Origin of the sequence: Lysobacter lycopersici, assembly GCF_007556775.1 — a bacterium.
In the GTDB taxonomy this organism is placed as follows: domain Bacteria; phylum Pseudomonadota; class Gammaproteobacteria; order Xanthomonadales; family Xanthomonadaceae; genus Pseudoluteimonas; species Pseudoluteimonas lycopersici.
Window position 1 is genome coordinate 1,475,491 of the sequence record NZ_CP041742.1, and the last position, 23,848, is coordinate 1,499,338.

Sequence of the window (23,848 nt, forward strand, 5' to 3'; positions counted from 1 at the left end):
CAATCGAATGCTGCGTTATCCGCCGAACTTCTCTACCCGCCAGCCATAGGATCTCTGTAGGCTTGCTTCACGTGCTCGCGTCTCGGCTTCGAGACAGGCCAGTCGTGCAGGCGGCCCACCGGTTCCGCCTCCGTAAAGCTGGTATTCGGCATCGCAAGTGGCGTCGCGATACTTGATCCAGAATCGTTGACTCTGGACCAAACGCCTTTTCTCCTCCGGATCCAATACGCGTTGCACGCGAGCGTATGTGTCGTTGAGTTTTGCATCGGACTTTTTCCAAGCCAAGTCAAGACACTCGGTCAAATCCGACGTAATAACGACCCCGCGACATGGCCCGTCGGGAGCATTCATGCTTTGCGCATGTCCGTCGTGCGTGAAAACGAGCAGCAGAATCAAGCCGCATGAAAGCGCATTCCGCATGAAGACCATTTCCGGCTGGTGCTTCGTCACGCGACCTTTTCCTCGTGCGACGCCGGCCGCAGCCGCGCACCGATCGCGCCGGCGATGAAGCGCGCGGTGATCGGCGTGCCGTCGTAGTGCAGCACCGCGACCAGTCGCGCCGGGTCGATGCCGAACTCGTTCACCAGTAGGCTGCGCATCTGCCCGTCGCGGTTCTGCTCGACCACGAACACCGATTCATGCGCATCGATGAACTCGCGCACCGACTCCGGGAACGGGAACGCGCGCAGGCGCAAGGTATCGAGCGCGATGCCGTCGGCGTGCAGCGCCTCAACCGCCTCGGCCATCGCCGGGCTGGTCGAACCGAAATAGATCGCGCCGTGCTTCGCCGGGATTTCCGAGCGCTCGACGACCGGCTGCGGCACCAGCGACTTCGCGGTCTCCCATTTCCGCAGCAGGCGTTCCATGTTGTAGACGTAATCCGGCCCGCGTTCGGAATACTGCGCCTGCGGATTGCGCGAGGTGCCGCGGGTGAAGTACGCGCCCTTGTCCGGATGCGTGCCCGGCCAGGTGCGATAGGGAATGCCGTCGCCGTCGAGGTCCTTGTAGCGCGCGAATTCCCTGCCCGCGTCGAGATCTTCCGCGCTCAACACCTTGCCGCGGTCGTAGGCCCGGGTGTCGTCCCATGCGAACGGCGCGCACAGACGCTGGTTCATGCCGATGTCGAGGTCGGTCAGCACGAACACCGGCGTCTGCAGGCGATCGGCGAGGTCCAATGCCTGTGCCGCGTGGACGAAACACTCGTACGGATCCTCGGGGAACAGCAGTACGTGCTTGGTATCGCCGTGCGAGGCGTAGGCGCACAAGGTGATGTCGGATTGCTGCGTGCGCGTGGGCATGCCGGTCGAGGGCCCGCCGCGCTGCACGTCGATGAGGGTGACCGGGATCTCGGCGAAATAGGCGAGGCCGATGAACTCGTTCATCAGCGAAATGCCCGGCCCCGAGGTCGAAGTGAAGGCGCGCGCGCCGTTCCAGCCGGCACCGACCACCATGCCGATCGAAGCGATTTCGTCCTCGGCCTGGATGATCGCGAACTTCGCGCGGCCATCGGCATCGACGCGATATTTCTGGCAGTACTTGGCGAAGGCTTCGGCCAGCGACGACGAGGGCGTGATCGGATACCACGCGCACACGGTCGCGCCGCCGTAGACGCAGCCGAGCGCGGCGGCGGCATTGCCTTCGACGAAGATGCGGTCGCCGACCGCGTCGGCCTTGCGCACGCGCAGGCCGATCGGATGCGGCAGGTTTTTCATCGCCCAGTCGCGACCGAGGTGCAGCGCCTCGATGTTGGGCTTGAGCAGTTTTTCCTTGCCCTTGTACTGCTCGCCGATCAGCGCCTCGATGACGGGAACGTCCATGTCCAGCAGCGCGGACAACGCGCCGACGTACATGATGTTCTTGAACAGCTGGCGCTGGCGCGGGTCGGAATAGGTGGCGTTGCAGATTTCGGTCAACGGCACGCCGATGACGGTGACGTCGTCGCGGAACTTCGATTTCGGCAGCGGCTTGCTGTTGTCGTAGAAGAGATATCCGCCCGGCGAAATCTCGGCGACGTCCGCGTCCCAGGTCTGCGGGTTCATCGCCACCATCAGGTCGACGCCGCCGCGGCGCCCGAGCCAGCCGGCTTCGGTCACGCGCACTTCGTACCAGGTCGGCAGGCCCTGGATGTTGGACGGGAAGATGTTGCGCGGGCTGACCGGCACGCCCATGCGCAGGATGGCCTTGGCGAACAATTCGTTCGCCGACGCGGAACCCGAACCGTTGACGTTGGCGAACTTGACGACGAAGTCGTTGACCGCTTCGAGCGGTGCGATGGCGGCGGTCATGCGGGAACCTCAAATGCCGTCATCCCGGCGAAGGCCGGGATCCAGCTTTTGCCCTTGAATGTCGCCGGAGCAAGAACAAGAGCTGGATCCCGGCTTGCGCCGGGACGACGAAACAATCTACTTGTGCTCACGCCGCCTCCCTCTCGTTCTTCCCGCGACACCCAGACCCCGCATACGTTTCCAGCAACAGGAACTTCTGCATGTCCCAGGCGCCGGTCGGGCAGCGTTCCGCGCACAGGCCGCAGTGCAGGCAGACGTCCTCGTCCTTGACCATCACCCGGTGCGTCTTCAGCGGTTCGGACACGTACAGCGGCTGTTCGACGTTGAGCGCCGGCGCAGTCAAATGCTTGCGCAAATCCGCTTCATCGGCGTTCGCGGTGAAGGTGATGCAGTCGGTCGGGCAGATGTCGACGCAGGCATCGCATTCGATGCACTTGTCGCGGGTGAACACGGTTTCGACGTCGCAGTTGAGGCAGCGCTGGGTTTCCTTCCACGCCGTCTCCATGTCGAAGCCGAGCTCGACCTCGACCTTGATGCTGTCGAGTTTCTTCGCCGCCTCCGACCACGGCACCACGAAGCGCTCGTCGGGCGAGACCGCGTTGTCGTAGGTCCACTCGTGGATGCCCATCTTCTGCGACACCAGCGTCACGTCCGGCGCGGGACGCTCCTTGGTGTCCTCGCCGTTGAGCAGCTTGTCGATGCTCACCGCCGCGGCGTGGCCGTGGGCGACGGCCCAGATGATGTTCTTGGGCCCGAACGCCGCGTCGCCGCCGAACAGCACGTTCGGCAGGGTCGATTGGTGCGTGACCTTGTCGACGATGGGCATGCCCCATTCGTCGAAGGCGATGCCGAGGTCGCGCTCGATCCACGGGAACGCGTTTTCCTGGCCGACCGCGATCAGCACCTCGTCGCAATCGAAACTCTCGTCCGGCTCGCCGGTGGCGACCAGCTGGCGGCGGCCACGTGCATCGCGGACCGCGCGCACCTTTTCGAACATCATGCCGACGAGATTGCCGTTTTCGTGCAGGAAAGCCTTGGGCACGCGGTAGTCGAGGATCGGGATGCCTTCGTGCATCGCGTCCTCCTTTTCCCACGGGCTCGCCTTCATCTCGTCGAAGCCCGAACGCACGACCACCTTCACGTCCTCGCCGCCGAGGCGCCGCGCGCTGCGGCAGCAATCCATCGCGGTGTTGCCGCCGCCGAGCACCAGCACGCGCTTGCCGACTTTTTCGACGTGGCCGAAATACACGTTCGCCAGCCAGTCGAGGCCGACGTGGATGTGCGCGTCGGCTTCCTTGCGGCCGGGGATGTCGAGGTCGCGGCCGCGCGGTGCGCCGCTGCCGACGAACACCGCGTCGTACTGCTTCGACAGCAGTTCGCGCATGGATTCGATGCGGTGGCCGCCGACGAATTCCACGCCAAGGTCGAGGATGTAGCCGGTTTCCTCGTCGATCACCTGTTCGGGCAGGCGGAAGCGCGGCACCTGTGTGCGCATGAAGCCGCCCGCTTTTGGATCCGCTTCGAACACGGTGACGGAATAGCCGAGCGGGGCGAGATCGCGCGCGACGGTGAGCGAGGACGGCCCGGCGCCGACGCAGGCGATGCGCCTGCCGTTCGATTGCGCGGCGCGTTTCGGCATGCGCGCGGAGACATCGCCCTTGAAGTCGGCGGCAACGCGCTTCAGCCGGCAGATCGCGACCGGCTCGGGTTTGTCGCCATTGTTCTCTTCGACACGCCCGCGCCGGCAGGCCGGTTCGCAGGGACGGTCGCAGGTGCGACCGAGGATTCCCGGGAACACGTTGCTGCGCCAGTTCACCATGTAGGCGTCGGCGTAGCGTCCGGCGGCGATCAGGCGGATGTACTCGGGCACCGGCGTATGCGCCGGGCATGCCCACTGGCAATCGACGACCTTGTGGAAGGTGTCGGGATTTCCGATATCGGTCGGCTTCATTCGACCCCGCTGGCTCAAGACCGGACGCGCCGGCCGTCGCTTGCGATTCCGAGTCTAGTCCGGAACCCACCGCGAACGGCAGCGGCTGCGGCCCCGGCCAGCCTTCACCTGCAATAACGTACCGATTGGTCTAGTATTGGCGCATGTCTCCCGCCACCGCCCGCGCCCAGCCCGCCAAGCCCAATGCCCCGGGCCGGCCCAAGGATCTCGGCAAGCGCGCCGCGATCCTCGAGGCGGCCAAGCGCCTGTTCGTGGAACAGGGCTACGACGGCGTGAGCATGGACCAGATCGCGGCCGCGGCCGGCGTCTCCAAGCTCACCGTGTACAGCCATTTCGGCGACAAGGATGCGCTGTTCGCCGCCGCCGCGCGCGCCTATTGCGAACAGCAATTGCCGGCGGAACTGTTCGACCCGAACCCGGACACGCCCTTGCGCGCACGCCTGTTCGAGATCGCGCAGGCCTTCTACGCGATGGTCAGCTCGCCCGAAGCCGTGGCCGGGCACCGCATCCTGTGCACGCCGCAGATGGCCGATTCGCCGGTGCCGGCGATGTTCTGGGAAGCCGGGCCGAAGCGGGTGCAGGCCGAATTCGCTGAACTGCTGCAGCGGCGCATCGATGCCGGCGAACTCGAGGTCGACGACGTGCCGCGCGCGGCTTCGCAGTTCTTCACCCTGCTCAAGGGCGACGCGCACGCGCAACTGGTGATGGGCTGCGGCAGCGACGCCTGTCGCGACGGGGTGCGGATGCACCTCGCGGCCTCGGTGGACATGTTCCTGCGCGCCTATGCGAAACGCCCATCGGCGGCGTGACTTCGGTGACGCTGACTTCCGGCACTCTGTCATGGTGTGCTGGCACAGCCACACTCCCCGCAACCGCGACATCGGCTCCGCCTTAGAATTCCCTCCCCTCCAGAGCCACGCGGCCCCCGATCCATGACCCCCAGCCTCGATTACGCCAAAGCCCGCGAAACCATGGTCGAACAGCAGGTCCGGCCGTGGGACGTGCTCGACACCCGCGTGCTCGACGTGCTCGCCTCGGTGCCGCGCGAAGCCTTCTTCGCCGAAGCGCACCGCGCGCTTGCCTACACCGACATCGAACTGCCGATCGGCGAGGGCGAGCGCAGCTGGAAGCCGGTGCTCGACGGGCGCGCGCTGCAGGCGCTGCTGCCGCAGGCCGGCGATGCGGTGCTGGAAATCGGCACCGGCAGCGGCTACCTCACCGCCTGCTTCGGCCGCCTCGCGCGCGAAGTGACCAGCCTCGAGCGCCACGCTGGCCTCGCCGACGCCGCGCGCGCACGCATCGATGCGCTCGGTTTCGGCCAGAACATCGCGATCGAAACCGCGGATGCGTTCGCCTGGAACAACGAGCGCCGCTACGACGCGATCTGCATCGGCGGTGCAGTCGATGCGATCCCGACCCGCTTCCTGCAGTGGCTGAACCCCAACGGCCGCATGTTCGTGGTGCGCGGCCGTTCACCGGCGATGGAGGCCGTGTGCGTCGATGCGCGCAACGGCGTCAACGACCCGCGCATCCAATCGTTGTTCGAAACCGAATTGCCCTATCTCGCCGGCGCCGCGCCGGCCCCCGCCTTCCAGTTCTGAACCAGGATCCCCGCATGCGCCGCCTCCCCCTCGCCTTCGCCCTCGCCGCCGCGCTGTCGCCGCTCGGCGCGGTCCATGCCGAAGACCTGATGCAGACCTACCAGCAGGCGCGCCAGAACGATCCGCAGTACGCCGCCGCCGAGTCCAACCGCGCGGTCGCCGCCGAGAACCCGGTGCAGGCGCGCGCGGCATTGCTGCCGCAGGTCGGCGGCTCGGTCGGCGTGACCCGCAGGGACGCTGGCCCGGGCAGCAGCATGCAGACCGGTGCCTGGGGCGTGAACCTCGACCAGTCGTTGTTCGACTACGGCAACTACACCGCGTTGCGCGGGGCCAAGGCGCTGGATCGCGCTGGCGGCTTCGACCTGGTCGCCGCCGGACACGACCTGATCACCCGCACCTCGGCCGCGTACTTCAACGTGCTGGTGCAGCTGGAAACGCTCGCCGCCGCCGAAGCCAGCGAAGCCGCGCTGAAGAAACAGTTCGACCTCGCCAGCAAGCGCCTCGAAGTGGGCCTTGCGCCGATCACCGACGTGCACGAGGCGCGCGCGCAGTACGACGCCGCGCGCGCCAACACCATCCTCACCCGCAACACGGTGCAGGACGCCTACCAGGCGCTGGTCGAGATCACTGGCACCCAGGTCGGCGACCTCAAGGGCCTGCCGGACGATTTCCAGCCTTCGCTGCCCGCGCAGCAGGACGCCGATGCCTGGGTCGCGACCGCGACCGGACAGAACCCCACGCTGCAGGCGCAGCGCGCCGACCTCGAGGCCGCCGAAGCGAGCGTTGGCACCGCGCGTTCGGGCCATCTGCCCACGCTCGGCCTGAGCGCGAGCTACGGCAAGGCCTTGCCTAGCTTGTACAACAACCCGGATTTCGGTTCGGGCCCGAACGAGGCTACGAGCAGCGTTGGCATTTCGCTGAACATCCCGATCTTCTCCGGCTTCGCCACCCAGTCCAAGGTGCGCAGCGCGCTCGCCCAGCGCGATGCCGCCGCCGATGCGGTGGAACAGACCAAGCGCTCGGTCGAACGCAACACCCGCAACGCCTACCAGACCCTGGTCGCGGGCGTGAGCGAGGTCGAGGCGCGCCGCCTCGCGGTGGTATCGGCGAAGAGCGCCTACGACGCCTCGCAGGTCGGCCTTGAAGTCGGCACCCGCACCGTGGTCGACGTGCTGATCAACCAGCAGAACCTGTTCAACGCGCAACAGGCCTACGCCCTGGCGAAGTACAACTTCCTGCAGAGCCGCCTGCTGCTCGACCAGGCCGCCGGCACGCTCGACGCGGACGACGTGCAGGACGTGAACCGCATGCTCACCGTCGACACGCCGGTGGGCGAAGCGAAGCCGTAACCCGGCGAAGCGGTCAGCCCGCCGTCGCGGCGGGCGCCATCCCATCGACGAATCCCAGGGTGCGCTGCAACGCGCCGCGCCCGCCCTCGAGCAGTTGCTGCGCCGCGTTCGCCATCGTTGCACGCGCCTCGGCATCGGCCAGCAAGGCCTCCAGCGCATCGCCCACCGCGGCCTCGTCGGCGCCGATGCGCAGCGCGCCCGCCGCTTCGAGCTGCGCGGCGATGTCGGCGAAGTTGCGCAGGTATGGGCCGGTGACCATCGCGGTGCCCGCGGCCGCGGGTTCGAGCAGGTTGTGGCCGCCGATGTCGTCGAGGCTGCCGCCGACGAACGCAACGTCCGCGCAGGCGTAGAAGCGCGCGAGTTCGCCGAGCGTATCGACCACGAACACGTCGTCGGCCGCGTCGGGCTGGTGCGTCATCTGCCGCGTCGCGGTGCGGAACCCCGCCTGTGCGGCCGCATGGGCAACCGGCCGGAAACGCTCCGGATGCCGCGGCGCCCACAGCAGCAGCAAGTCCGTCCAGCGCGCGCGCAGGCGCCGGTGCAGCGCCAGCACCGCGGCTTCCTCGCCCGGATGGGTGCTGGCCGCGATCCACGCCGGGCGCGAACCTTCCGCGGCGCGGAATTCGCGCGCGAAGATTTGCACCTGCGGATCGGCGGCGATGTCGAACTTGAGGTTGCCGCCGACCACGGTGGTGCGCGGCGATGCGCCCAACCGCAAAAAGCGTTCGGCATCGGTTTGCGATTGCGCGACGATGCCGCGCAGGCTGCGCAGCGCGCGCCCCAGCAAGGGTTTCAGCAAGCCGTAGCCCTGCAACGAGCGTTCGGACAAGCGCCCGTTGACGATCAGCGCCGGCACGCCGTGGTCGCGGCAGCCGAACAGCAGGTTCGGCCACAGTTCGGTTTCCAGCACCAGGCCGATCCGCGGTCGGAAATGGCGCAGGAAACGCGACACGGCGCCGGGCAGGTCGTAAGGCAAATAGACGTGTTCAACGCGCTTGCCCCACAACGCCTGCACCCGCGCCGAACCGGTCGGCGTGATCGTCGTGACCAGCAGGCGTTCGTGCGGATGCCGCGCGAGCAGGGCATCGACCAACGGCGCGGCGGCGTTCACTTCGCCGACCGACACCGCATGCACCCACAGCAGCGGATTGGTCGGCGGCGTGCGATAGACGCCGTAGCGTTCGCCCCAGCGCTGCAGGTAGGCCGGCTGGCGGAATCCCCGCCAGATCAGGTGGTAGACCGTGGCCGGCACCAGCACGTACAGCGCCGCCGAATACAGGCCGCGCAACGCACGTTCGGTGAAATCGGCCCGCATGCGTACAGGATAACCAAGCCCGCGGCGCATGCCAGAATCCGCCGATGCCGGATCGCAACGCCGACGCCCCTTCCCCGCCGCTGTCGCCGCGCACTTGGCCGGCGTGGTGCGGCATCGGCCTGCTCGCGCTGGCCGCGCGCCTGCCGTGGTCGCTGCAGCGCTGGCTCGGGCGTGCGGTCCTCGGCCCGTCGCTGCGCGCGACCCTGCGCGAACGCCGGCGCATCGCCGCGCGCAACCTCGAACTGTGTTTCCCGGAACTCGACGGATCTGCACGCGACGCGCTGCTGCGCGAACATTTCGCCGCGCTGGGGACGAGTCTGTTCGAATTCGGCCGCGCGTGGTGGGGTTCGGTCGATCCGCTGAAACGCGGCATCCGCATCGCCGGACTCGAACACCTGGCCGCCGCGCGCGCAGGCGGACGCGGCGTGATCGTGGTGTCCGGGCACTTCACCACGCTCGAAGCCTGCGGCCGCCTGCTGTGCGAAGCCGGCGTGCCGCTGGCCGGCATGTACCGTCCTTATTCCGACGCGGCGATGGAATGGGCGGTGCTGCGCGGGCGCGCGCGCTACGCCGCCGCGATGTTCGCGAAGACGGACGTACGCGGCGCAGCGCGCCACCTCAAGCGCGGCGGCTTGCTCTGGTACGCGCCCGACCAGGACCCGAGCCGCGGCGACAGCGTGTACGTGCCGTTCTTCGGCCAGCCGGCGCACAGCCTGACCTCGACCTATCAATTCGCGCGCATGTCCGGCGCGGCGGTGGTGCTGTTCTCGCACCGCAGGCGCGACGACGGCGGCTTCGACCTGTCGATCAGCCCCGCGCTCGAAGGTTTCCCGTCCAACGACCCGGCCGAAGACACCGCGCGCGTGATCGCCGGCATCGAGGCGATGGTGCGCGCTGCGCCGGCGCAATACCTGTGGATCCATCGCCGCTTCAAGCGCCGCCCCGACGGCGACGATGTCTACGCCGATTGAGCTTCCCGCGGCTCGTTGGCGAGCAGGCTGCCGGCATACAGCGCCGCGAGCAGCAACGCGAGCCCGCCCCAGAACGTTGAATAGAACGCGAGGTGGGTGTTGAACGGGAACAGCGTCGCGAACAGCGCGATCATCGGCGGCCGCGCGCGGTCGCGCGCCGCGGGCGGTGCGTAGCGCCACGCGCGCCACGCCATCGCGATGCCGGCGATCCACAACAGCAGGCCGAGCACGCCGGTTTCGCTCAGCACTTCCAGTACCCATTGGTGCGCGTGGAAGGCCGGGCCCTCGCCCCAGGCCGCGACCTGCCCGGGCGCCGGGTCGCAGGCCGGGAACACGTCGCGGAAATCGCGCGCGCCGACGCCGTTGACCGGGTGCGTGCGGATCATGCACAGCGCCGCGCCCCAGATGCGCGTGCGGCCGGACAGCGCGACATCGACGCCGTTGCGGTCGGCGGTGAGCGCCGCGGACGTGCGTTCGAAACGCTCGCGCACCTGCGGCGAAAACGCGAACAGTCCGCCCGCGAGCACCGCCCCGAGCGCGAACACCACCACCAGCTTGCGCACGCCGAGCGCGCGCCAGCCGGACAAGGCGAGCACCAGCGCGTAGGTGATCCACGAGGCGCGCGCGCCGGCGAGCAGGATCACGAGGCCGACCGCGAACGCCGCGACCAGCCATCCGGCGACCTTCCAGCGCCGGTGCGCGGCATCGAGCACGAACGGCGACAGGCTCGCCAGCACGATGCCGAGCTTGAGGTTGCACGGTCCGAGGATGCCGCTGAGGCGATCGAGCCGCCGCACTTCGTCCGCGGTGCACATGCCGTGGTCGCTGATCGCGTGCTTGGCCATGTCGATCAGCGAGAACAGCGGGCTCGCGCCCAGCGCTTCCTGCGCCAGCGCGTCGATCGTCCAGATACCCATGATCACCGCGAGCCCGGTGAAGGTCGTTCGCCTGCCGGCGTCGCTGGCGACCGCGGACGCGGCCAGCCACAGGAACGGCAGGTAGCGCAGGTCGGAAACGGTCTGCGACAGGCTGTGCGCGCGATTCGCCGCATCGATGGTCGAGAACAATTCCGGCAACCAGTACGCCGCGAACAGCACGCCGGTCAGCGCCCAGGCCTGGTGGCTGAGCAGGCGCGTGCCGCCGCGGAAGCGTTGCAGCAGCAGCTTCGCGATCGCGACCAGTGCGCCGAGCACCAGCACGCCTTCCGCGTAGCCGGGCGCAGGCCACAGCGCGACATAGGCCAGCACCCACGCCGGCGCCCAGCGCCAGCCGGCGACGGGCGCGGCTTCGATCGCGGATGGCTCAGCAGCGGAGTTCGGCGTAGCGCCCAAGCGTGGCCTCCTGCATCGCTTGCAAGGTGTAGGGAATGGTAGCCGGTGGCGATGGCGGCTGCGCCAGCAGCGTGCGCGCCTTCGCAACGAGCGCATCGGTGTCGAACGGCGCGACTGCGCCCGAAGGCTGCAATTCGTGCAGCAGTTCGCCGACGCCGCCGTGGTCCCAGCCCAGCACCGCACGCCCGACCGACAGCGCTTCGACCACGGTGCGCCCGAACGCCTCGGGCTTGCGCGAGAGCTGCAGGACGAGATCGCTGGCCGCATAGGCTTCGGCGATGGCATCGGTCGGCGGCGTCATCGCCACCGCGCCGGCGATGCCCAGCGTTTGCAGCAGCGCTTCGAGCTCGGCGATGTAGGCTTCGCGCCCGGCTTCGCGCGCACCGGGCATCCACAAGCGTGCGTCGAGGCCATCGCCGCGCAGGCGCGCGAGCAATTGCAGCGCATCGGCATGGCCTTTCAACCGCGTGCCGCGCCCGGGAAGCAACAGCAGCGGCCCGTTGCCGCCGAGTTGCGGGAATTGCGCGGCAACCCGCGCGCGCGCTTCGCGATCCGGCCACGGACTGCGCGGGAAACGCACCGTATCGATGCCACGCGGGATGACCACGAGTTTCACCGGATCGACCTGCGGGTAATGCGCGAGCAAGTAATCGCGAACGCTGTTCGACACGCAGACCACGCGTTCGCCGCGCGTCATGATCGCGCTGTAGCGCGACGGTGAATTCAGGCCGTGCGCGGTGGTGGCGAAACGTGGCCGGATCGCTTCCGGCATTCCACGCAAGGCGAACCACGCCAGCCACGCCGGCAGGCGCGAACGCGCATGCACGATGTCGGCCTTTGTTTCCGCGAACAGTTTCCGCAGCGCGAACACATGGCGGAACGTGAGTGGCGACTTGCGGCCGATGTCGAGCGCGACGTGTTCCGCGCCGATGGCTTCGAGTTGCGACAGCAGGCGCCCGCCCTTCGACACCACGATGGCGCGGTGCCCGGCGACGACCAGCGCCTCGGCGATTTCCAGGGTGGAACGTTCGACGCCGCCCGCTTCCAGCGCGGGCAGCAGTTGCACGACAGTCATCTTCCGATCAACGGATGTCGTCATTCCCTCAGCACCTGTTCCAGAGCCGTCGCGAGCGATGGCAGATCGCACGCGGCCGGAGCGCAGGAACCGCAGTGTATGTGCGAATACATGAGGATTCCGAGCACCGCACGCGTGCGAGCTGCCGAGCGCAGCAGGCTATGGGACAGGGTTCAGTCGACGAGGACGAAATGCGCGCCGCAGTAGGGGCAATCCGCCTCGCCACCATCGGCTTCGATCGGCAGGTACACGCGTGGATGCGAATTCCACAACGCCATCGACGGCAGCGGGCAACTCAGCGGCAGGTCGGCGCGATGCACCTCGTAGCGCCGTTGCGCGTTGGCCTGGATGGCGTCGGTGGCGGTCATGGCGCGGTCCTGCTTGGAGACGCGGGGATTTTAGCCCGTGCCGTCGCGGCTGTAAGCCGCTCCCACAAAAGCCGGGTCAATCCGGCAGGTCGAACAGCAGGATGTCCGCCGGCGTTTCGCCGCGACCGGACAATGCCAGCGTCCCGCCCTCGCCTTCGAACCCCAGCGCATCGCCGGCGCCGAGTTCGCGCCCGTTGGCGCTGGCTTCGCCGGTCGCCACGTGCAGCCAGTAACGCCGCGCCGGATCCAGCGTCCATTCCGCCGATTCGCCGGCGGCCAGACGCACCGCGCGCAGCCAGGCTTGCTGGCGGATCGCGAGGCTGCCCTCGCTGCCGTCGGGCGAGGCCAGCACGGACCAGCGCCCGCGTCGCGCTTCGGGATCGAAGAACGACTGCGCGTAGGCCGGCTTCGCATTCACGCGATCGGGCTGGATCCAGATCTGCAGGAAATGCACCGGCTCGGTCTTGGACGCGTTGTATTCGCTGTGCTGGATGCCGTGGCCGGCGCTCATCCACTGCACTTCGCCAGGGCGGATCACGCCATCGGTGCCAGTGCTGTCGCGGTGGGCGAGCCCGCCGGACAGCACCACGCTGAGGATTTCCATGTTCGCGTGCGAATGCGGCGCGAAGCCGCCGCCCGGCGCGACCCGGTCCTCGTTGATCACGCGCAACGGGCCGAAGCCCATCCAGCGCGGATCGTGGTAATGCCCGAACGAGAACGTGTGCCGGCTGTCGAGCCAGCCCATCTCGACGCGACCGCGTTCGGCCGCCGGGCGCGACAAGATCACGGCGTCGCCTTGGCCGAAGCTTCGGTGGTGATGCGGATCGAGATCTCGTCGCTCACCATCGGCACGTAGGCACCGACGCCGAAATCCGAGCGCTTGATCGTGGTGGTCGCATCGAAGCCGACCGTCGGCGCCTTGGTCATCGGGTGGATGCCGGCGTTGTTGAGCGTGGCGTCGAGCGTCACCGGCTTGGTCACGCCATGCACGGTCAGGTCGCCCATGATCATCAGCTTGCCGCCGCCCATGTCGTGGACCATCGTGCTCTTGAAGGTGATCGTCGGGTACTTCGCCGCGTCGAAGAAATCGGCGCTCTTCAGGTGTTCGTCGAGCTTGGGCACGAAGGTGTCGAGCCCCGACAGCGGCAACGTCACTTCGACGTTCGATTTCGCCACGTCGTCGGCGTCGTACACCAGCGTGCCGCTGGCCTCGCCAAAGTTGGCGCTGGGATGCGAAAAGCCGACGTGGGTCCAGCTTGCCAGCACCACGGTGTGGCTCGGATCGAGTTGGTAGGAAACGGGCTTGGCGGCGACGCCGAAGGACGTGGCGAGCGCGAGGGCGAGGACGGCGGTGCGGATCATGGTGGTGCTCCTTGGATGGGGAAGGGAGTCTTCTTTCGACGCGGTCATTCGATGCGGCAGGCTTCGTCGAACGACAGCCGCGGCGAACGCGGGAAGATGCTGGCCGGATCGCCGACGCCGAGGTTCACCAGCACGTTGGAACGGATCGACGTGCCGGCGAAGAAGGCTTCGTCGACCTTGGCGTTGTCGAAGCCGGACATCGGACCCGCATCGAGGCCGAGCGCGCGCGCGGCGAGGATCAGGTAGGCGGTCTGCAGGCTCGCACTGCGCATCGCGACCCAGGCGAGGTTGGCTTCCTCGCGATGCTCGAACCAGGGCTTGGCGTCGGTGTGCGGGAACAGCACCGGCAGCTTGTCGTAGAAGCGCATGTCGTAGCCGACGATGGCGACCACCGGCGCGGCCATGGTCTTCTTGTGGTTGCCCTCGCTCAGCGCCGGGCCGAGCCTGGCCTTGGCCGCTTCCGACTTCACGAACACGATGCGCGCCGGCGTGGTATTGGCTTCGGTCGGGCCGAACTTCATCAGCTCGTAGAGCTGGTGCAGGGTCTCGTCGCCGACCTCGCCGGTGAAGGCGTTGTAGGTACGCGCGGTGCGGAACAACTGGTCGAGCGCCGGGTCGGAAAGGGCCTGGTGCATGCGGGCGGGAATCCTCGTGGAATCGATGGCGCACAGTGTAAAGTGGCCATCGGTGATTTGAATTTCACTCTGCGCAACGCATTGGTGCCATCCATGGAACGGCGACCCCCAACCGACGCGAGCGACACGCCCTGGACACTGGCCGACGGCCGTGCCGGCAACCAGCGCCAGGCCCTGGCCTTGGCCGGCGCGCTCGGCCACGGCGCGAGCCGGCACTGGACCATGGAGGCGCGCGCGCCCTGGCGCTGGGTCGCTCCGCGGGAATGGCCGCTCTCCTCGCGGGCCTTCGGCGCGGAGTTCGCGAATGCGCTGCGGACGCCGCCGCATTTGGCCATCGGCTGCGGTCGTCGCGCCGCGCTGGCCACGCGCCTGCTGCGCGAACGCGGTTCGAAGGTCGTGCAGATCCTCGATCCGCGCATCGATCCGCGACACTGGGATCTGGTCGTCGCGCCGGAACACGACGGCCTGCGCGGCGACAACGTCGTCACCCTGCTCGGCAGCCTGCATCCGGTCGACGACCTGTGGCTGATGCAGGGACGCGACGACTTTCCGCTGCTCGCGCAGTTGCCGCGACCGCGCGTCGCGCTGCTCGTCGGCGGCCCATCGCCGCACTGGCCGCTCGCCGACGATGCATTCGTCGCGAGATTGAGCGCCATCGCCGCGTCCGTGCACGCGCAGGGCGGCAGCCTGCTTGCCACCGCTTCGCGCCGCACGCCGGATCCGTGGCGGAACGCATTGCGCGCGGCCGTGGCGCAAGGTCCGGGCGTGTGCTGGATCGATGCGAGCGATGGGGACAATCCCTACCCCGGCCTGCTCGGCTGGGCCGACCGCATCGTCGCGACGGCGGACTCGGTGAACATGCTGTCCGAAGCCTGCGCGAGCTTCGCGCCGGTGTTCGCACTCGGCCGCGAACGCCTCGACGGTCGCCCGCGTGGTTTCGTCGAGCGATTGCGCGAACTCGGCCGCGTGCGCGATGCCGATGCGGAACTGGAGCCATTCGCGGTGGAACCGTTGCGCGAAACCGCGCGCGTGGCCGCGATCGTGCGCGAGCGATTGACGCTCTGATGCTGTGGGAGCGGCTTTAGCCGCGACATCTGTAGGAGCGCACCTGGGCGCGACCGCTTTTTGGCTTGCAGGCTTTGTGGGAGCGGTTTCCAACCGCGACCGGGATTCGAGGCAAGATCCGTCGCGGTTGGAAACCGCTCCTACGAAGCGTCGAATACCAATCCCGCTCCGCGCACCGCCGCCGAAATCGCGGAGCGCGCCGCTTCCGGCACTTCCGTCCACGGCAACAGGCGCTTGCGCCGGTCCAAGGTGCAGCGCAATCCCGCATCGAGCAGCGCGGCATGCGCTTCATGCAGCGCATCGGCATTCGACAGCGATCCCGCATCGTCGAGCGCGCGCAGCAGGCCGGGGGTGTCGCGCGGCATGAGCCATGCGGCATGCGACCCTGCGTCGCGCAAGACGAGGAATTGCAGCAGGAATTCGAGGTCGACCAGGCCGCCTTCGCCCTGCTTGAGGTCGAAACGCGCGGCATCGGAGCGGTCGAGTTCGGCGCGCATGCGCTTGCGCATCGCCGAAACTTCTTCCGCCAGCTTGCCTGCATCGCGCGTCTTCGAAAGCGTTTCCGCGCGAATCGCCTCGAACGCGGCACCCAGCGACGCATCGCCAGCGACGAATCGCGCGCGCACCAGCGCCTGGTGTTCCCAGGTCCATGCGCGTTCGCGCTGGTAGTCGGAGAAGCTGGCGAGGCTGGAGACCAGCAGGCCCTTGGCCCCGTCCGGGCGCAGGCGCACGTCGACTTCGTACAGGCGGCCGCCGGCGGTCGGCGTGTCCAGCAGGGCGACGATCTTCTGCGCGAGGCGCGCGTACCAGCGCGGCGCGTCCAGTGCGCGCATTCCATCCGACTGCGCGTTCGCATCGGCGTCGAACAGGAACACGAGGTCGAGGTCGGAACCGAAGCCGAGTTCCTCGCCGCCGAGGCTGCCGTAGCCGAGCACGGCGAAGCGCGCCGACGGAAGTTTTCCGTGCGCGCGTTCGACTTCCGCCTGCGCGAGCCGCAGCACGCTGGCGACCACTGCATCGGCGAGCCAGGCGAGTTGGCGCGAACCGTCGACGGCGCACTGGCGGCCGTCGAGCGTGGCCAGCGCAATGCGGAAACCGAGCGCCTGCCGCTTCTCGTTCAGCGCATGCAGCGCGCGCTCGAGGTCGCCGTCGGCCTCGGCGACGGCGGGCGCGCATTCGGCCTGCAATTCCTCGCGTTGCGGCAACGGCCCGGAGAGGCGCGCGTCCAGCAGTTCGTCCAGCAGCAGCGGATGCGCGGTCAGCCGTTCGGCGAGCAGGCCGCTGCGCGCGACCACGTCGACCAGCCGCGCCAGCGCCGCGGGTTGCTCGTCGAGCAGGGCGAGATAGCTGCTGCGCCGCAGGATGTTCTGCAGCAAGGCCAGCACCCGCCGCAGCGCCGCATCCGGTTGCGAGGAGGCCGCGGAGGCCTGCAACAGCGACGGCGCCACGCGATCGAGCCGTGCGCGCACCGCATCGGCGAGGCCGTGCACGCCGGGCGCGCGCACGAAATCGCGCAGGCTGGCGTCGAGCGCGGTCGCATCCTCGAAGCCGGCATCGGACAGCACCCGCGCATCGCCGGCAGCCGGCAATGCGCGCCAGTACCCGGCGAGTTCGCCCGCATCCGCGTCGCGCCGGCGCTGCCCGAGCAAGGCGTTGAATTCCGCCGCCACCCGTTCGCGCCGCGCGTCCAGCGCCGACAGCAGGCCCGACCAGTCGGCGAAGCCCATGCCCGTCGCCAGCCGCGCGCGTTCTTCCTCGCCTTGCGGCAGGCGATGCACCTGCGCATCGCGCAGCATCTGCAGGCGGTTTTCGACCGTGCGCAGGAAACGGTAAGCCTCCGCCAGCGCGACGCCGACCTGCGGCGCGACCTGCCCGGCCGCGACCAGCGCGTCGAGCGCGGGCAACAACCGGCGCTCGCGCAAGGCGGCTTCGCGTCCGCCGCGGATCAGTTGCAGCGCCTGGGCGAGGAATTCGATCTCGCGGATGCCGCCGGGGCCGCGCTTGATGTCGTCGGCCATGTCCTTGCGCGCGACTTCGGCGGCGATCATCGCCTTCATCTCGCGCAGGCCGGCGAGCGCGCCGAAATCCAGGTAGCGGCGATAGACGAACGGCCGCAGCGTTTCCAGGAAACGTTCGCCCGCGCCGGGGTCGCCGGCGACCGGCCGCGCCTTCTGCCAGGCGTAGCGTTCCCAGTCGCGGCCCTCGCGCTGGAAATACTGCTCCAGCGCGGCGAACGACCAGGCGATGCGCCCGGCGTTGCCGTAGGGACGCAGGCGCAGGTCGACGCGATGGCTGAAGCCGTCGGCGGTGACTTCGTCGAGCAGTTTCGCGAGGCGTTGTCCCAATCGCGAAAAATAATCCTCGGCCGCGAGCGGGCGTGGCCCGTCGCTCTCGCCGTCGCGTTCGTAGGCGTAGACGAGGTCGATGTCGGAACTGAAGTTCAGTTCGCCGCCGCCGAGCTTGCCCAGTCCGAACACGACCAGCGATTGCGCGACGCCATCGCCATCGCGCACCACGCCGTGGCGTTCGGCGAATTCGCCTTCGAGCGCGGCCAGGGCGAGGCGCAGGCAGGTTTCGGCCAGCGCGCTGCTGCCGGCGAGGATCGTTTCCACTGCATCGCCGGCGACCACGTCGCGCCAGGCCAGCCGGGTCGATTCCGCCTGCCGATGGCGGCGCAGCAGCCGCGGCCAATCCGTGCGGTTCTCGACCGCCAGTCGCGGCGGCGGGATGGCGGCGATGCCGTTGTCGGCGTGCAGGCGTTCGACCAGCCCCGGCTGCGCAGCCAGCGTGGCCATGGCGAAATCGCTGGCGACGGCGAGCGCGCCGAGGCGTTCGACGAAGGCCGCGTCGCCGCGCCACGGCGCATCGGCCGGCAATGAGGCCAGCCTGCGCGCGATCAACGGTGCGAACCGATCCATGCCGCGATTGTGGCATCGCGGTCAAGACGCATAAGTCCGGCGCCAACGGGCAATAAAAAAGCCCGCTTCGACCGAAGTCTCAGCGGGCCTGCTCCCTCCCCCACGTCGGGATGCGCGATGATCGTGAAGGAATCGTTAGCCGTTGTGCACGCTGCACCGCAAAATTAAACCGCCGCGTACACATTCGCGGACCGGCGGGAACGTGACCGGATGCGCAGAACCTGCGCCAGCCCGAGCCGCGCCCCGACCGCGGCCGCGGCGATTTCGCCGGATTCGCAACCGCCTTCCATGAAGCCCTGGGTTTCCAGCGCGCAATGCTCGCCGGCGAAATGCAGGCCGCCGACCGATTCGCCGATGGCCCCGCGCAACGCCGACCACTGCCCCGGCTGGAAGCAGGCGTAGCTGCCCTGCGTCCACGGATGCGTCGGCCAGTGCATGCGCACTTCGCGGGCTCCGCTTCGCGCCGCGGCGACGCCGGGAAACACGCGTTCGAGGTCGGCGACCGCGCGCGCGGCCTGGTCGGCGGCGCTGCCGGTGCCGAGTTCGACGCCATGCCGGCCGCCGGTGAAGTTGGTGAGGATGCCGGCGCTGCCGGGCTGCTTGCGCGAGGTTTCCCAGGTGGTCTGGAACGCGAGGTCGCTCATCGACGCGCCGTTCGCGCCGTGGTCGCGCCACGGGCGATGGTCGAAGCCGATCATCAATTTTGCATTCGTGCCGTAGCCGAGTTCGGCGATGGAACGACGCTTGGCCTCGGGCATGTCGACGGCGATGCGCACCTTGCGCAGCAGGGTGAACGGCAGCGCCAGAACGACCTGTCTTGCGCGCACCTCGCGCGTGGCCGCACCACTGCGGAGCGCGAGCGCGAAGCCGTCGCCATCGCTGCGCACGGCCTCGAGCGCATGACCGGTTTCGATTGCATCGTCCATGCGCGCCGCGAGCGTTTTCGGAACGAGGTCGTTGCCGCCGCGCACGTGCGAGCGTTCGTCGCTTTCGCCGAACACCTTGAACGCATCGGCATCGGTGCCGATGAAGGTGAGGAAATTCAGCGCCGACTGCTCGCCGCATTCCAGCCCCATCTCGGTGGTGTAGGCGACGTCGAGCAGCTTGCGCAGCCAGCCGGACACACCGTTTCGATCGAACCATTGCGTGATGCTGATCGAATCCAGTTCGCGGAACGCCGGGTTCTGGTCGCGATAGTCGTAATCGCCATCGCCCGCGGCGGCAAGGTCGCGTTCGATCGCCGCGGCCACCGGTACGAAGGCGCGCACGATCTCTTCCTCGCCGATGGCGCGGCCGTCGAAGTACCAGGTATCGCAGTCGGTATCGCCCTCGAGCAGATCGTCGAGCGGCAGGCCGAGCTCTCCTGCCAGCGCGCGCAGGCGCACGTGGCTGGTATCGATCAGCTCGCCGCCGAGTTCCACCACCTGTCCATCGGGAAAATGATTCGCGAGGCTGAACATGCGACCGCCGATGCGGTTTTGCGCCTCGTACACGCGCACGCGCACGCCTTGCTGGCGCAGCCGCCACGCCGCGGTGAGCCCGGCGATGCCGGCACCGACGATGGCGACTTCCTCGCCCTTGGGCTGCATCGGGTTCGGCATGGTCTTGCAGCCGGCCAGTACCAGCGCCGCGCTGCCGCCCTGCAACAGGCGGCGCCGGGTGATGTCGATGCGACGTTCGTGCGCGAGGTCGAGCAGTTCGTCCAGCGGTTGCGGCGCGTGCAGCGAAGCGCGCGCGATCCGCGCGGCGCGTTGCAGCAGGTGGTAGAGCGGCGTGCGGCCCATGGCGCGTCCTCACTAAGCGTTATCGCTTCCAACGCGCCGGCGATTCGAAATCGGCCAAGATCACACTCGTCACCCCGGCGAAAGCCGGGGCCCAGCTCTTTGCAACGAAATGCTGGATTCCGGCTTGCGCCGGAATGACGACCGAAATTCAATCCGGCCGCGGCCCCTTGCGCAAATCCTTCAGGATCTCGCGCGCGGCATTGCGCCCCGGCAGGCCGGTGACGCCGCCTCCCGGATGGGTGCCGGAACCGCATAGATAGAGGTTCTTGAACGCGCCGCGGTAAGCGCCCTGCCCAAGCAGCGGGCGCGCACTGAACATCTGGTCCGGGCCGAGCGCGCCGTGGAAGATATCGCCGCCGATCAGTCCGATGCGCCGTTCGAGGTCCAGCGGCGACAACGCTTCGTAGCCGAGCACGCTGCGCGCGAAATTCGGCGCGTAGTCGTTGACGGTGTCGATCATCAGCTTCGCCACGGTGTCGCGGTGCGCGTCCCAGCCGCCATCGACCTCGGGGTTCACCTGCTGGCAGAACAGGCTGGCGACGTGCTGGCCTTGCGGCGCGAGCGTGTCGTCGAGCGTGGAGGAAATGACGACTTCGACGATGGGCTTGCGCGCCCAGCCGGCGTTGTGCGCCTTCGATTTCGCATCGAAGTAGGCTTGCTCGAAATACTGCAGTGAAGGCCCGACCAGGATTCCGCTCGAATGGTGCGGCTGCTGATTGGTGCCCGGCATCGCGGTGAAGTCGGGCAGTTCGCTTAACGCAACGTTCATGCGGAACGTGCCCGAACCGCAGCGGTAGCGGTCGATGCGTTGCGCGGTGTCGTCGTCCAATTGCGCGCGTTCGACCAGCTTTTGATACAGCAGCTTCGGATTGAGGTTGCTGGCGATGGTGTTCGCGCGCAGTTCGCGGCCGTCGGCGAGCGCGACGCCGATGGCCTTGCCGTCTTCGACCAGGAGTCTGGCGATTTCTGCGTTCGTCTCGATCGCGACGCCGCGCGCTTCGCATTCCTTGCGCATGGCTTGCGTGATCGCGCCCATGCCGCCGATGGCGTGGCCCCAGGTGCCGGACTTGCCGTTCACTTCGCCGAACAGGTGGTGCAGCAGTACGTAGGCGCTGCCCGGCGTGTACGGGCTGGCGAAATTGCCGACCACGGAGTCCCAGCCCAGGGTGGCCTTCAGCGGCTCGCCTTCGAAGTAGTGGTCGAGCAGTTCGCCCGCGGACTTGGTGAACAGGTCGAGCAGGTCGCGGCGTCCGCGCAGGTCGAGGTGCTTGAGCCGTTTCGCCAGCGCGTAGGAATTCAACCAGTCGGCGAAGGCGATGCGGTCGCCGATGTTGGGCGGGGTCATGTGGATGACTTCGCGCAGTACCGCGACCACGCGGTCGAGCATCGCGTTGTAGTCGGCCCAGCGCGCGACGTCGCGCTGCGAGAATTTCGCGATCTCGGATTCGGTGTGCCCGCCGCCAAGGCGGAAGCTGCGGCCGTCCGGCAACGGCAGGAAATTCGCGTACGGACGTTCGGCCACGCGCAGTCCGTGTTCGTGCAGGCGCAGGTCGCGGATGACTTTCGGATTCAGCAGGCTGACGGTGTAGCTCGCGACCGAATTGCGGAAACCGGGGTGGAACTCCTCGGTCACCGCCGCGCCGCCGACGAGGTGCCGGCGTTCGAGCACGCGCACCTTGAGTCCGGCCGCGGCGAGGTAGGCGGCGCAGACCAGGCCGTTGTGGCCGCCGCCGAGGATGAGGACGTCGTCTTGTTCGCGCATCGGGCGATTGTAGGGGCGACAATGGCGCCCCGTCCTTTCCCGCGATGCCCATGCGCCTGCTGTTTTGCCTGTTGCTGGCCTGCTGCGGCGTGGCCGATGCCCGCGGGCTCGCGCTGGGCCGACCGGCGCCGGCGCTGGACGCCACCTTCGCCGATGGCCATGCGTGGTCGCTGGCCGGGCAGCGCGGCAAGGTGGTGATCGTGAATTTCTGGGCGACCTGGTGCGGCCCCTGCCGCGCGGAAATGCCGGTGCTCGATGCCTTCTACCGCGCGCATCGCGACGAAGGCCTGGAAGTGGTCGGCATCGACCTCGACGATGCGGAAGACGCGGCCGAAGCCGCGCGGGTGATGTCCGCGTTCGCCTATCCGTCCGCATCGATCCGCGACGTGCGGGCGAAAGGCTATGGCCGGTTGTGGCGGCTGCCGCTGTGCTTCGTCGTCGACCGCGACGGCAACCTGCGACGCGACGGCTTCGAGGCCGCGCCCGTGCTGGACGCGGCCGAACTCGAAACCCTGGTGCTGCCCCTGCTCAGAACCGGTAGCGCATCCCCAGCGACGCGGTGATGCGCGGCGCCAGTTGCAGGCCGTTCGCGCGTTCGTAGACCGGCAACTGCACGAAACCGTAGGCGTGCCAGCGTTCGCCGATGGCGACGCTCAGGCCCGGGCTGAGATAGGCGAACGTGCCGCCGCTGTTCTCCGCATCGGCCTCGTCCCCGGAATCGCGGCGTGCGCTGCGCAGGTTGAGTTGCAGTTGCGGCGTCCAGCGCCCGAAGCCGAGGTAACGCAATCCCGTGTTGAGGCTCAGCGACGAACCGGGGCGGTAGTCGTCCTGCGTCGCGATGGCGAGTTGCGCCTGTCCCTGCGCGAAAACGTCCCAGTTTTGCGCGAGCGCGCCAAACTTGTAGACGCCGAGCAAGAGATCGGTGCTGCCGCTGCCGGGTTGCAGGCCGCGATCCAGCGGTTCGCCGGCTTCGTCGCCCATGTCGAAGGTTTCATCGTGGTGGCCGGTCGGCAGTTTCAGGCCGAATTGCAGGCCGACATCGTGCTGCGGGCGGAAGCCCTGGTAGCGCGCGAGCACGCGCACGTCGCCGAGCGCATGCGTGTCCGAAGTCGTCAGCTCGGTCTCGCCTTCGGGCCAGGTCGCGTGCGAACGGTCGATCCACGGCAGTTGCAGATTCACGCCCCAGTCCGCGTTCGGGCTGTAGTCGAGGCCGAGCGTGGTGTAGCGATTGATGGTGTCGCGTTCGATTTCGCGATCCGACGGCAAGGCGATGTCGCCGCGATCAATCTCGTCGCGACCACTGACCAGGCGCGACTGGTTGAGGTAGTCGAAGCGCAGGTCGATGCGGAAGCCGGAGTCGTTGGCATAGCCCTGGCTGTCCCAGTCGGAACTGAGCGTGCAGCCGCAACTCGAGCAGGCGGATGCGGCGAAGGATGCAAGGAAGAGTGCGCCGGATGCGGCGCGGGCGAGGATGGAATGCATGGAATTTCCGGATGCGATGCCGCGCGCCGGCAACGATGGCCGGCACGCGAACGAAAAGGGATGCGCTCCGCACGATGCGGAGCGATTCAGGCGATGGCGTCCGGAACCTGCGGTGGCCCGCGCGCGCCCAATCCCGATAGCGGTGTTTCGACAGGCCGTTGCGCCGCCGATCCGGCGGCGAAAGCAGGATGCGACGCGAGTGGCGACAACAACATCGGCACCGCGACCGGCGCATCCAGCGCCGACAACAACGGGCAATAGGCGCAGTCGTCATCGTGCGTGGTGGTCGGCGCACCCGCATGGTCGCCGCCGACCTGTACCCACTTCAGGCCGGCGCTGGTGCACAGCCCGGCCCAGCCGGGTTCGCCCTGCACGGACGCCGCAAAACGGCCTGCGGTCGGCAAAGCGGCCAGCAACAGCATCGCCAGCAAAGCCAGCCGCGCCATCGCATGTTGGAATCGGAACCTGCGCACCCGCGAATTCTAGCGGCGAGGACTGCCGTTCGTCGGGAGATGGAGCGGAATGTCCGCATCTCCCTCTTCTCGTCGTGATGCCTCGATGAAGAGGGGACCGGCCGAGCCGGGATCGATCACG

21 protein-coding genes are annotated in these 23,848 nt (G+C 68.3%); 6 read left to right on the forward strand and 15 right to left on the reverse strand.

Annotated features, from left to right (window positions below; translation table 11 throughout):
* Positions 1-15: 15 nt before the first annotated feature.
* From FNZ56_RS07400 to FNZ56_RS07410, 3 genes are all read right to left on the reverse strand, one after another.
* Entirely contained in the window at positions 16-450 is a 435-nt protein-coding gene (locus tag FNZ56_RS07400; protein WP_143879221.1) for a lysozyme inhibitor LprI family protein, read from the reverse strand.
* The gene (locus tag FNZ56_RS07405) at positions 447-2,285 is read right to left on the reverse strand and encodes a 2-oxoacid:acceptor oxidoreductase subunit alpha (protein ID WP_143879222.1); all 1,839 of its coding nucleotides are present in this window, start codon (positions 2,283-2,285) and stop codon (positions 447-449) included. Before FNZ56_RS07405 ends, FNZ56_RS07400 begins: the two co-directional genes overlap by 4 nt.
* A gap of 127 nt (positions 2,286-2,412) precedes the next feature.
* Positions 2,413-4,236 carry an FAD-dependent oxidoreductase gene (locus FNZ56_RS07410; RefSeq protein WP_143879223.1) on the reverse strand — a complete coding sequence of 608 codons (1,824 nt, stop codon included), beginning with the start codon at positions 4,234-4,236 and terminating at the stop codon, positions 2,413-2,415.
* A gap of 143 nt (positions 4,237-4,379) precedes the next feature.
* Here FNZ56_RS07410 and FNZ56_RS07415 point away from each other — a divergent pair, with 143 nt between their 5' ends.
* From FNZ56_RS07415 to FNZ56_RS07425, 3 genes are all read left to right on the forward strand, one after another.
* A complete protein-coding gene (locus FNZ56_RS07415; RefSeq protein ID WP_143879224.1) occupies positions 4,380-5,045 on the forward strand; it encodes a TetR/AcrR family transcriptional regulator in 666 nt (221 codons plus the stop codon).
* Between the two features lie 123 nt (positions 5,046-5,168).
* Positions 5,169-5,837 (forward strand): protein-L-isoaspartate O-methyltransferase family protein, encoded by a 669-nt coding sequence (locus FNZ56_RS07420; RefSeq protein ID WP_143879225.1) that lies wholly within the window; start codon positions 5,169-5,171, stop codon positions 5,835-5,837.
* 14 nt (positions 5,838-5,851) lie between these two features.
* Positions 5,852-7,186, forward strand: a complete 1,335-nt coding sequence (locus FNZ56_RS07425; protein ID WP_143879226.1) for a TolC family outer membrane protein — start codon at positions 5,852-5,854, stop codon at positions 7,184-7,186.
* A 13-nt stretch (positions 7,187-7,199) separates the two neighbouring features.
* Here FNZ56_RS07425 and waaA read toward each other — a convergent pair whose 3' ends face one another.
* The gene (gene waaA / locus FNZ56_RS07430) at positions 7,200-8,501 is read right to left on the reverse strand and encodes a lipid IV(A) 3-deoxy-D-manno-octulosonic acid transferase (RefSeq protein WP_143879227.1); all 1,302 of its coding nucleotides are present in this window, start codon (positions 8,499-8,501) and stop codon (positions 7,200-7,202) included.
* A 44-nt stretch (positions 8,502-8,545) separates the two neighbouring features.
* Here waaA and lpxL point away from each other — a divergent pair, with 44 nt between their 5' ends.
* Positions 8,546-9,472 (forward strand): LpxL/LpxP family Kdo(2)-lipid IV(A) lauroyl/palmitoleoyl acyltransferase, encoded by a 927-nt coding sequence (gene lpxL / locus FNZ56_RS07435; protein WP_143879228.1) that lies wholly within the window; start codon positions 8,546-8,548, stop codon positions 9,470-9,472.
* Here the strand turns inward: lpxL and FNZ56_RS07440 are convergent.
* The 6 genes from FNZ56_RS07440 to FNZ56_RS07470 form a co-directional block, all read right to left on the reverse strand.
* A complete protein-coding gene (locus FNZ56_RS07440) occupies positions 9,460-10,803 on the reverse strand; it encodes an O-antigen ligase family protein (protein WP_143879229.1) in 1,344 nt (447 codons plus the stop codon). The genes lpxL and FNZ56_RS07440 overlap by 13 nt on opposite strands.
* The gene (locus tag FNZ56_RS07445) at positions 10,775-11,902 is read right to left on the reverse strand and encodes a glycosyltransferase (RefSeq protein WP_143879230.1); all 1,128 of its coding nucleotides are present in this window, start codon (positions 11,900-11,902) and stop codon (positions 10,775-10,777) included. Before FNZ56_RS07445 ends, FNZ56_RS07440 begins: the two co-directional genes overlap by 29 nt.
* A gap of 149 nt (positions 11,903-12,051) precedes the next feature.
* Entirely contained in the window at positions 12,052-12,246 is a 195-nt protein-coding gene (locus FNZ56_RS07455) for a zinc-finger domain-containing protein (RefSeq protein ID WP_143879232.1), read from the reverse strand.
* A 76-nt stretch (positions 12,247-12,322) separates the two neighbouring features.
* Positions 12,323-12,991 carry a pirin family protein gene (locus FNZ56_RS07460; RefSeq protein WP_143880303.1) on the reverse strand — a complete coding sequence of 223 codons (669 nt, stop codon included), beginning with the start codon at positions 12,989-12,991 and terminating at the stop codon, positions 12,323-12,325.
* Between the two features lie 38 nt (positions 12,992-13,029).
* Entirely contained in the window at positions 13,030-13,608 is a 579-nt protein-coding gene (locus FNZ56_RS07465) for a YceI family protein (protein WP_246064532.1), read from the reverse strand.
* A 44-nt stretch (positions 13,609-13,652) separates the two neighbouring features.
* Complete coding sequence (locus FNZ56_RS07470; RefSeq protein WP_143879234.1) at positions 13,653-14,243, reverse strand: malonic semialdehyde reductase; 591 nt, start codon at positions 14,241-14,243, stop codon at positions 13,653-13,655.
* Positions 14,244-14,336: 93 nt separating this feature from the next.
* Here FNZ56_RS07470 and FNZ56_RS07475 point away from each other — a divergent pair, with 93 nt between their 5' ends.
* Positions 14,337-15,308, forward strand: coding sequence for a mitochondrial fission ELM1 family protein (locus FNZ56_RS07475; RefSeq protein WP_143879235.1), 972 nt, complete (start codon positions 14,337-14,339; stop codon positions 15,306-15,308).
* Positions 15,309-15,448: 140 nt separating this feature from the next.
* On the opposite strand, the gene glnE is transcribed toward FNZ56_RS07475, so the two are convergent.
* The 3 genes from glnE to FNZ56_RS07490 all read right to left on the reverse strand — a co-directional run bounded on the left by glnE (position 15,449) and on the right by FNZ56_RS07490 (position 21,772).
* Positions 15,449-18,226 (reverse strand): bifunctional [glutamate--ammonia ligase]-adenylyl-L-tyrosine phosphorylase/[glutamate--ammonia-ligase] adenylyltransferase, encoded by a 2,778-nt coding sequence (gene glnE, locus FNZ56_RS07480; RefSeq protein WP_143879236.1) that lies wholly within the window; start codon positions 18,224-18,226, stop codon positions 15,449-15,451.
* Between the two features lie 164 nt (positions 18,227-18,390).
* A complete protein-coding gene (locus FNZ56_RS07485; RefSeq protein ID WP_143879237.1) occupies positions 18,391-20,010 on the reverse strand; it encodes a flavin monoamine oxidase family protein in 1,620 nt (539 codons plus the stop codon).
* A 148-nt stretch (positions 20,011-20,158) separates the two neighbouring features.
* Positions 20,159-21,772 (reverse strand): phytoene desaturase family protein, encoded by a 1,614-nt coding sequence (locus FNZ56_RS07490; RefSeq protein WP_143879238.1) that lies wholly within the window; start codon positions 21,770-21,772, stop codon positions 20,159-20,161.
* 50 nt (positions 21,773-21,822) lie between these two features.
* Here FNZ56_RS07490 and FNZ56_RS07495 point away from each other — a divergent pair, with 50 nt between their 5' ends.
* Positions 21,823-22,335, forward strand: a complete 513-nt coding sequence (locus FNZ56_RS07495; protein ID WP_185970687.1) for a TlpA family protein disulfide reductase — start codon at positions 21,823-21,825, stop codon at positions 22,333-22,335.
* Here the strand turns inward: FNZ56_RS07495 and FNZ56_RS07500 are convergent.
* On the reverse strand, positions 22,301-23,254 hold the full coding sequence (locus FNZ56_RS07500) for a TonB-dependent receptor (protein ID WP_143879240.1): 954 nt from the start codon (positions 23,252-23,254) through the stop codon (positions 22,301-22,303). The two genes, FNZ56_RS07495 and FNZ56_RS07500, sit on opposite strands and share 35 nt — an antisense overlap.
* Positions 23,255-23,340: 86 nt before the next feature.
* Positions 23,341-23,727 (reverse strand): DUF2946 family protein, encoded by a 387-nt coding sequence (locus FNZ56_RS07505; RefSeq protein ID WP_143879241.1) that lies wholly within the window; start codon positions 23,725-23,727, stop codon positions 23,341-23,343.
* Between the last annotated feature and the right edge of the window lie 121 nt (positions 23,728-23,848).

Bases quoted from the DNA above. Each gene is read 5' to 3' on its own strand.
- FNZ56_RS07465 (WP_246064532.1), bottom strand. From the start codon at position 13,608: ATGATCCGCACCGCCGTCCTCGCCCTCGCGCTCGCCACGTCCTTCGGC.
- FNZ56_RS07490 (WP_143879238.1), bottom strand. From the start codon at position 21,772: ATGCGCGAACAAGACGACGTCCTCATCCTCGGCGGCGGCCACAACGGC.
- FNZ56_RS07495 (WP_185970687.1), top strand. From the start codon at position 21,823: ATGCGCCTGCTGTTTTGCCTGTTGCTGGCCTGCTGCGGCGTGGCCGAT.
- glnE (WP_143879236.1), bottom strand. From the start codon at position 18,226: ATGGATCGGTTCGCACCGTTGATCGCGCGCAGGCTGGCCTCATTGCCG.
- FNZ56_RS07405 (WP_143879222.1), bottom strand. From the start codon at position 2,285: ATGACCGCCGCCATCGCACCGCTCGAAGCGGTCAACGACTTCGTCGTC.
- FNZ56_RS07445 (WP_143879230.1), bottom strand. From the start codon at position 11,902: ATGACGACATCCGTTGATCGGAAGATGACTGTCGTGCAACTGCTGCCC.
- FNZ56_RS07410 (WP_143879223.1), bottom strand. From the start codon at position 4,236: ATGAAGCCGACCGATATCGGAAATCCCGACACCTTCCACAAGGTCGTC.
- FNZ56_RS07460 (WP_143880303.1), bottom strand. From the start codon at position 12,991: ATGGGCTGGCTCGACAGCCGGCACACGTTCTCGTTCGGGCATTACCAC.
- FNZ56_RS07425 (WP_143879226.1), top strand. From the start codon at position 5,852: ATGCGCCGCCTCCCCCTCGCCTTCGCCCTCGCCGCCGCGCTGTCGCCG.
- FNZ56_RS07500 (WP_143879240.1), bottom strand. From the start codon at position 23,254: ATGCATTCCATCCTCGCCCGCGCCGCATCCGGCGCACTCTTCCTTGCA.
- waaA (WP_143879227.1), bottom strand. From the start codon at position 8,501: ATGCGGGCCGATTTCACCGAACGTGCGTTGCGCGGCCTGTATTCGGCG.
- FNZ56_RS07475 (WP_143879235.1), top strand. From the start codon at position 14,337: ATGGAACGGCGACCCCCAACCGACGCGAGCGACACGCCCTGGACACTG.
- FNZ56_RS07470 (WP_143879234.1), bottom strand. From the start codon at position 14,243: ATGCACCAGGCCCTTTCCGACCCGGCGCTCGACCAGTTGTTCCGCACC.
- FNZ56_RS07455 (WP_143879232.1), bottom strand. From the start codon at position 12,246: ATGACCGCCACCGACGCCATCCAGGCCAACGCGCAACGGCGCTACGAG.
- FNZ56_RS07420 (WP_143879225.1), top strand. From the start codon at position 5,169: ATGACCCCCAGCCTCGATTACGCCAAAGCCCGCGAAACCATGGTCGAA.
- lpxL (WP_143879228.1), top strand. From the start codon at position 8,546: ATGCCGGATCGCAACGCCGACGCCCCTTCCCCGCCGCTGTCGCCGCGC.
- FNZ56_RS07415 (WP_143879224.1), top strand. From the start codon at position 4,380: ATGTCTCCCGCCACCGCCCGCGCCCAGCCCGCCAAGCCCAATGCCCCG.
- FNZ56_RS07485 (WP_143879237.1), bottom strand. From the start codon at position 20,010: ATGGGCCGCACGCCGCTCTACCACCTGCTGCAACGCGCCGCGCGGATC.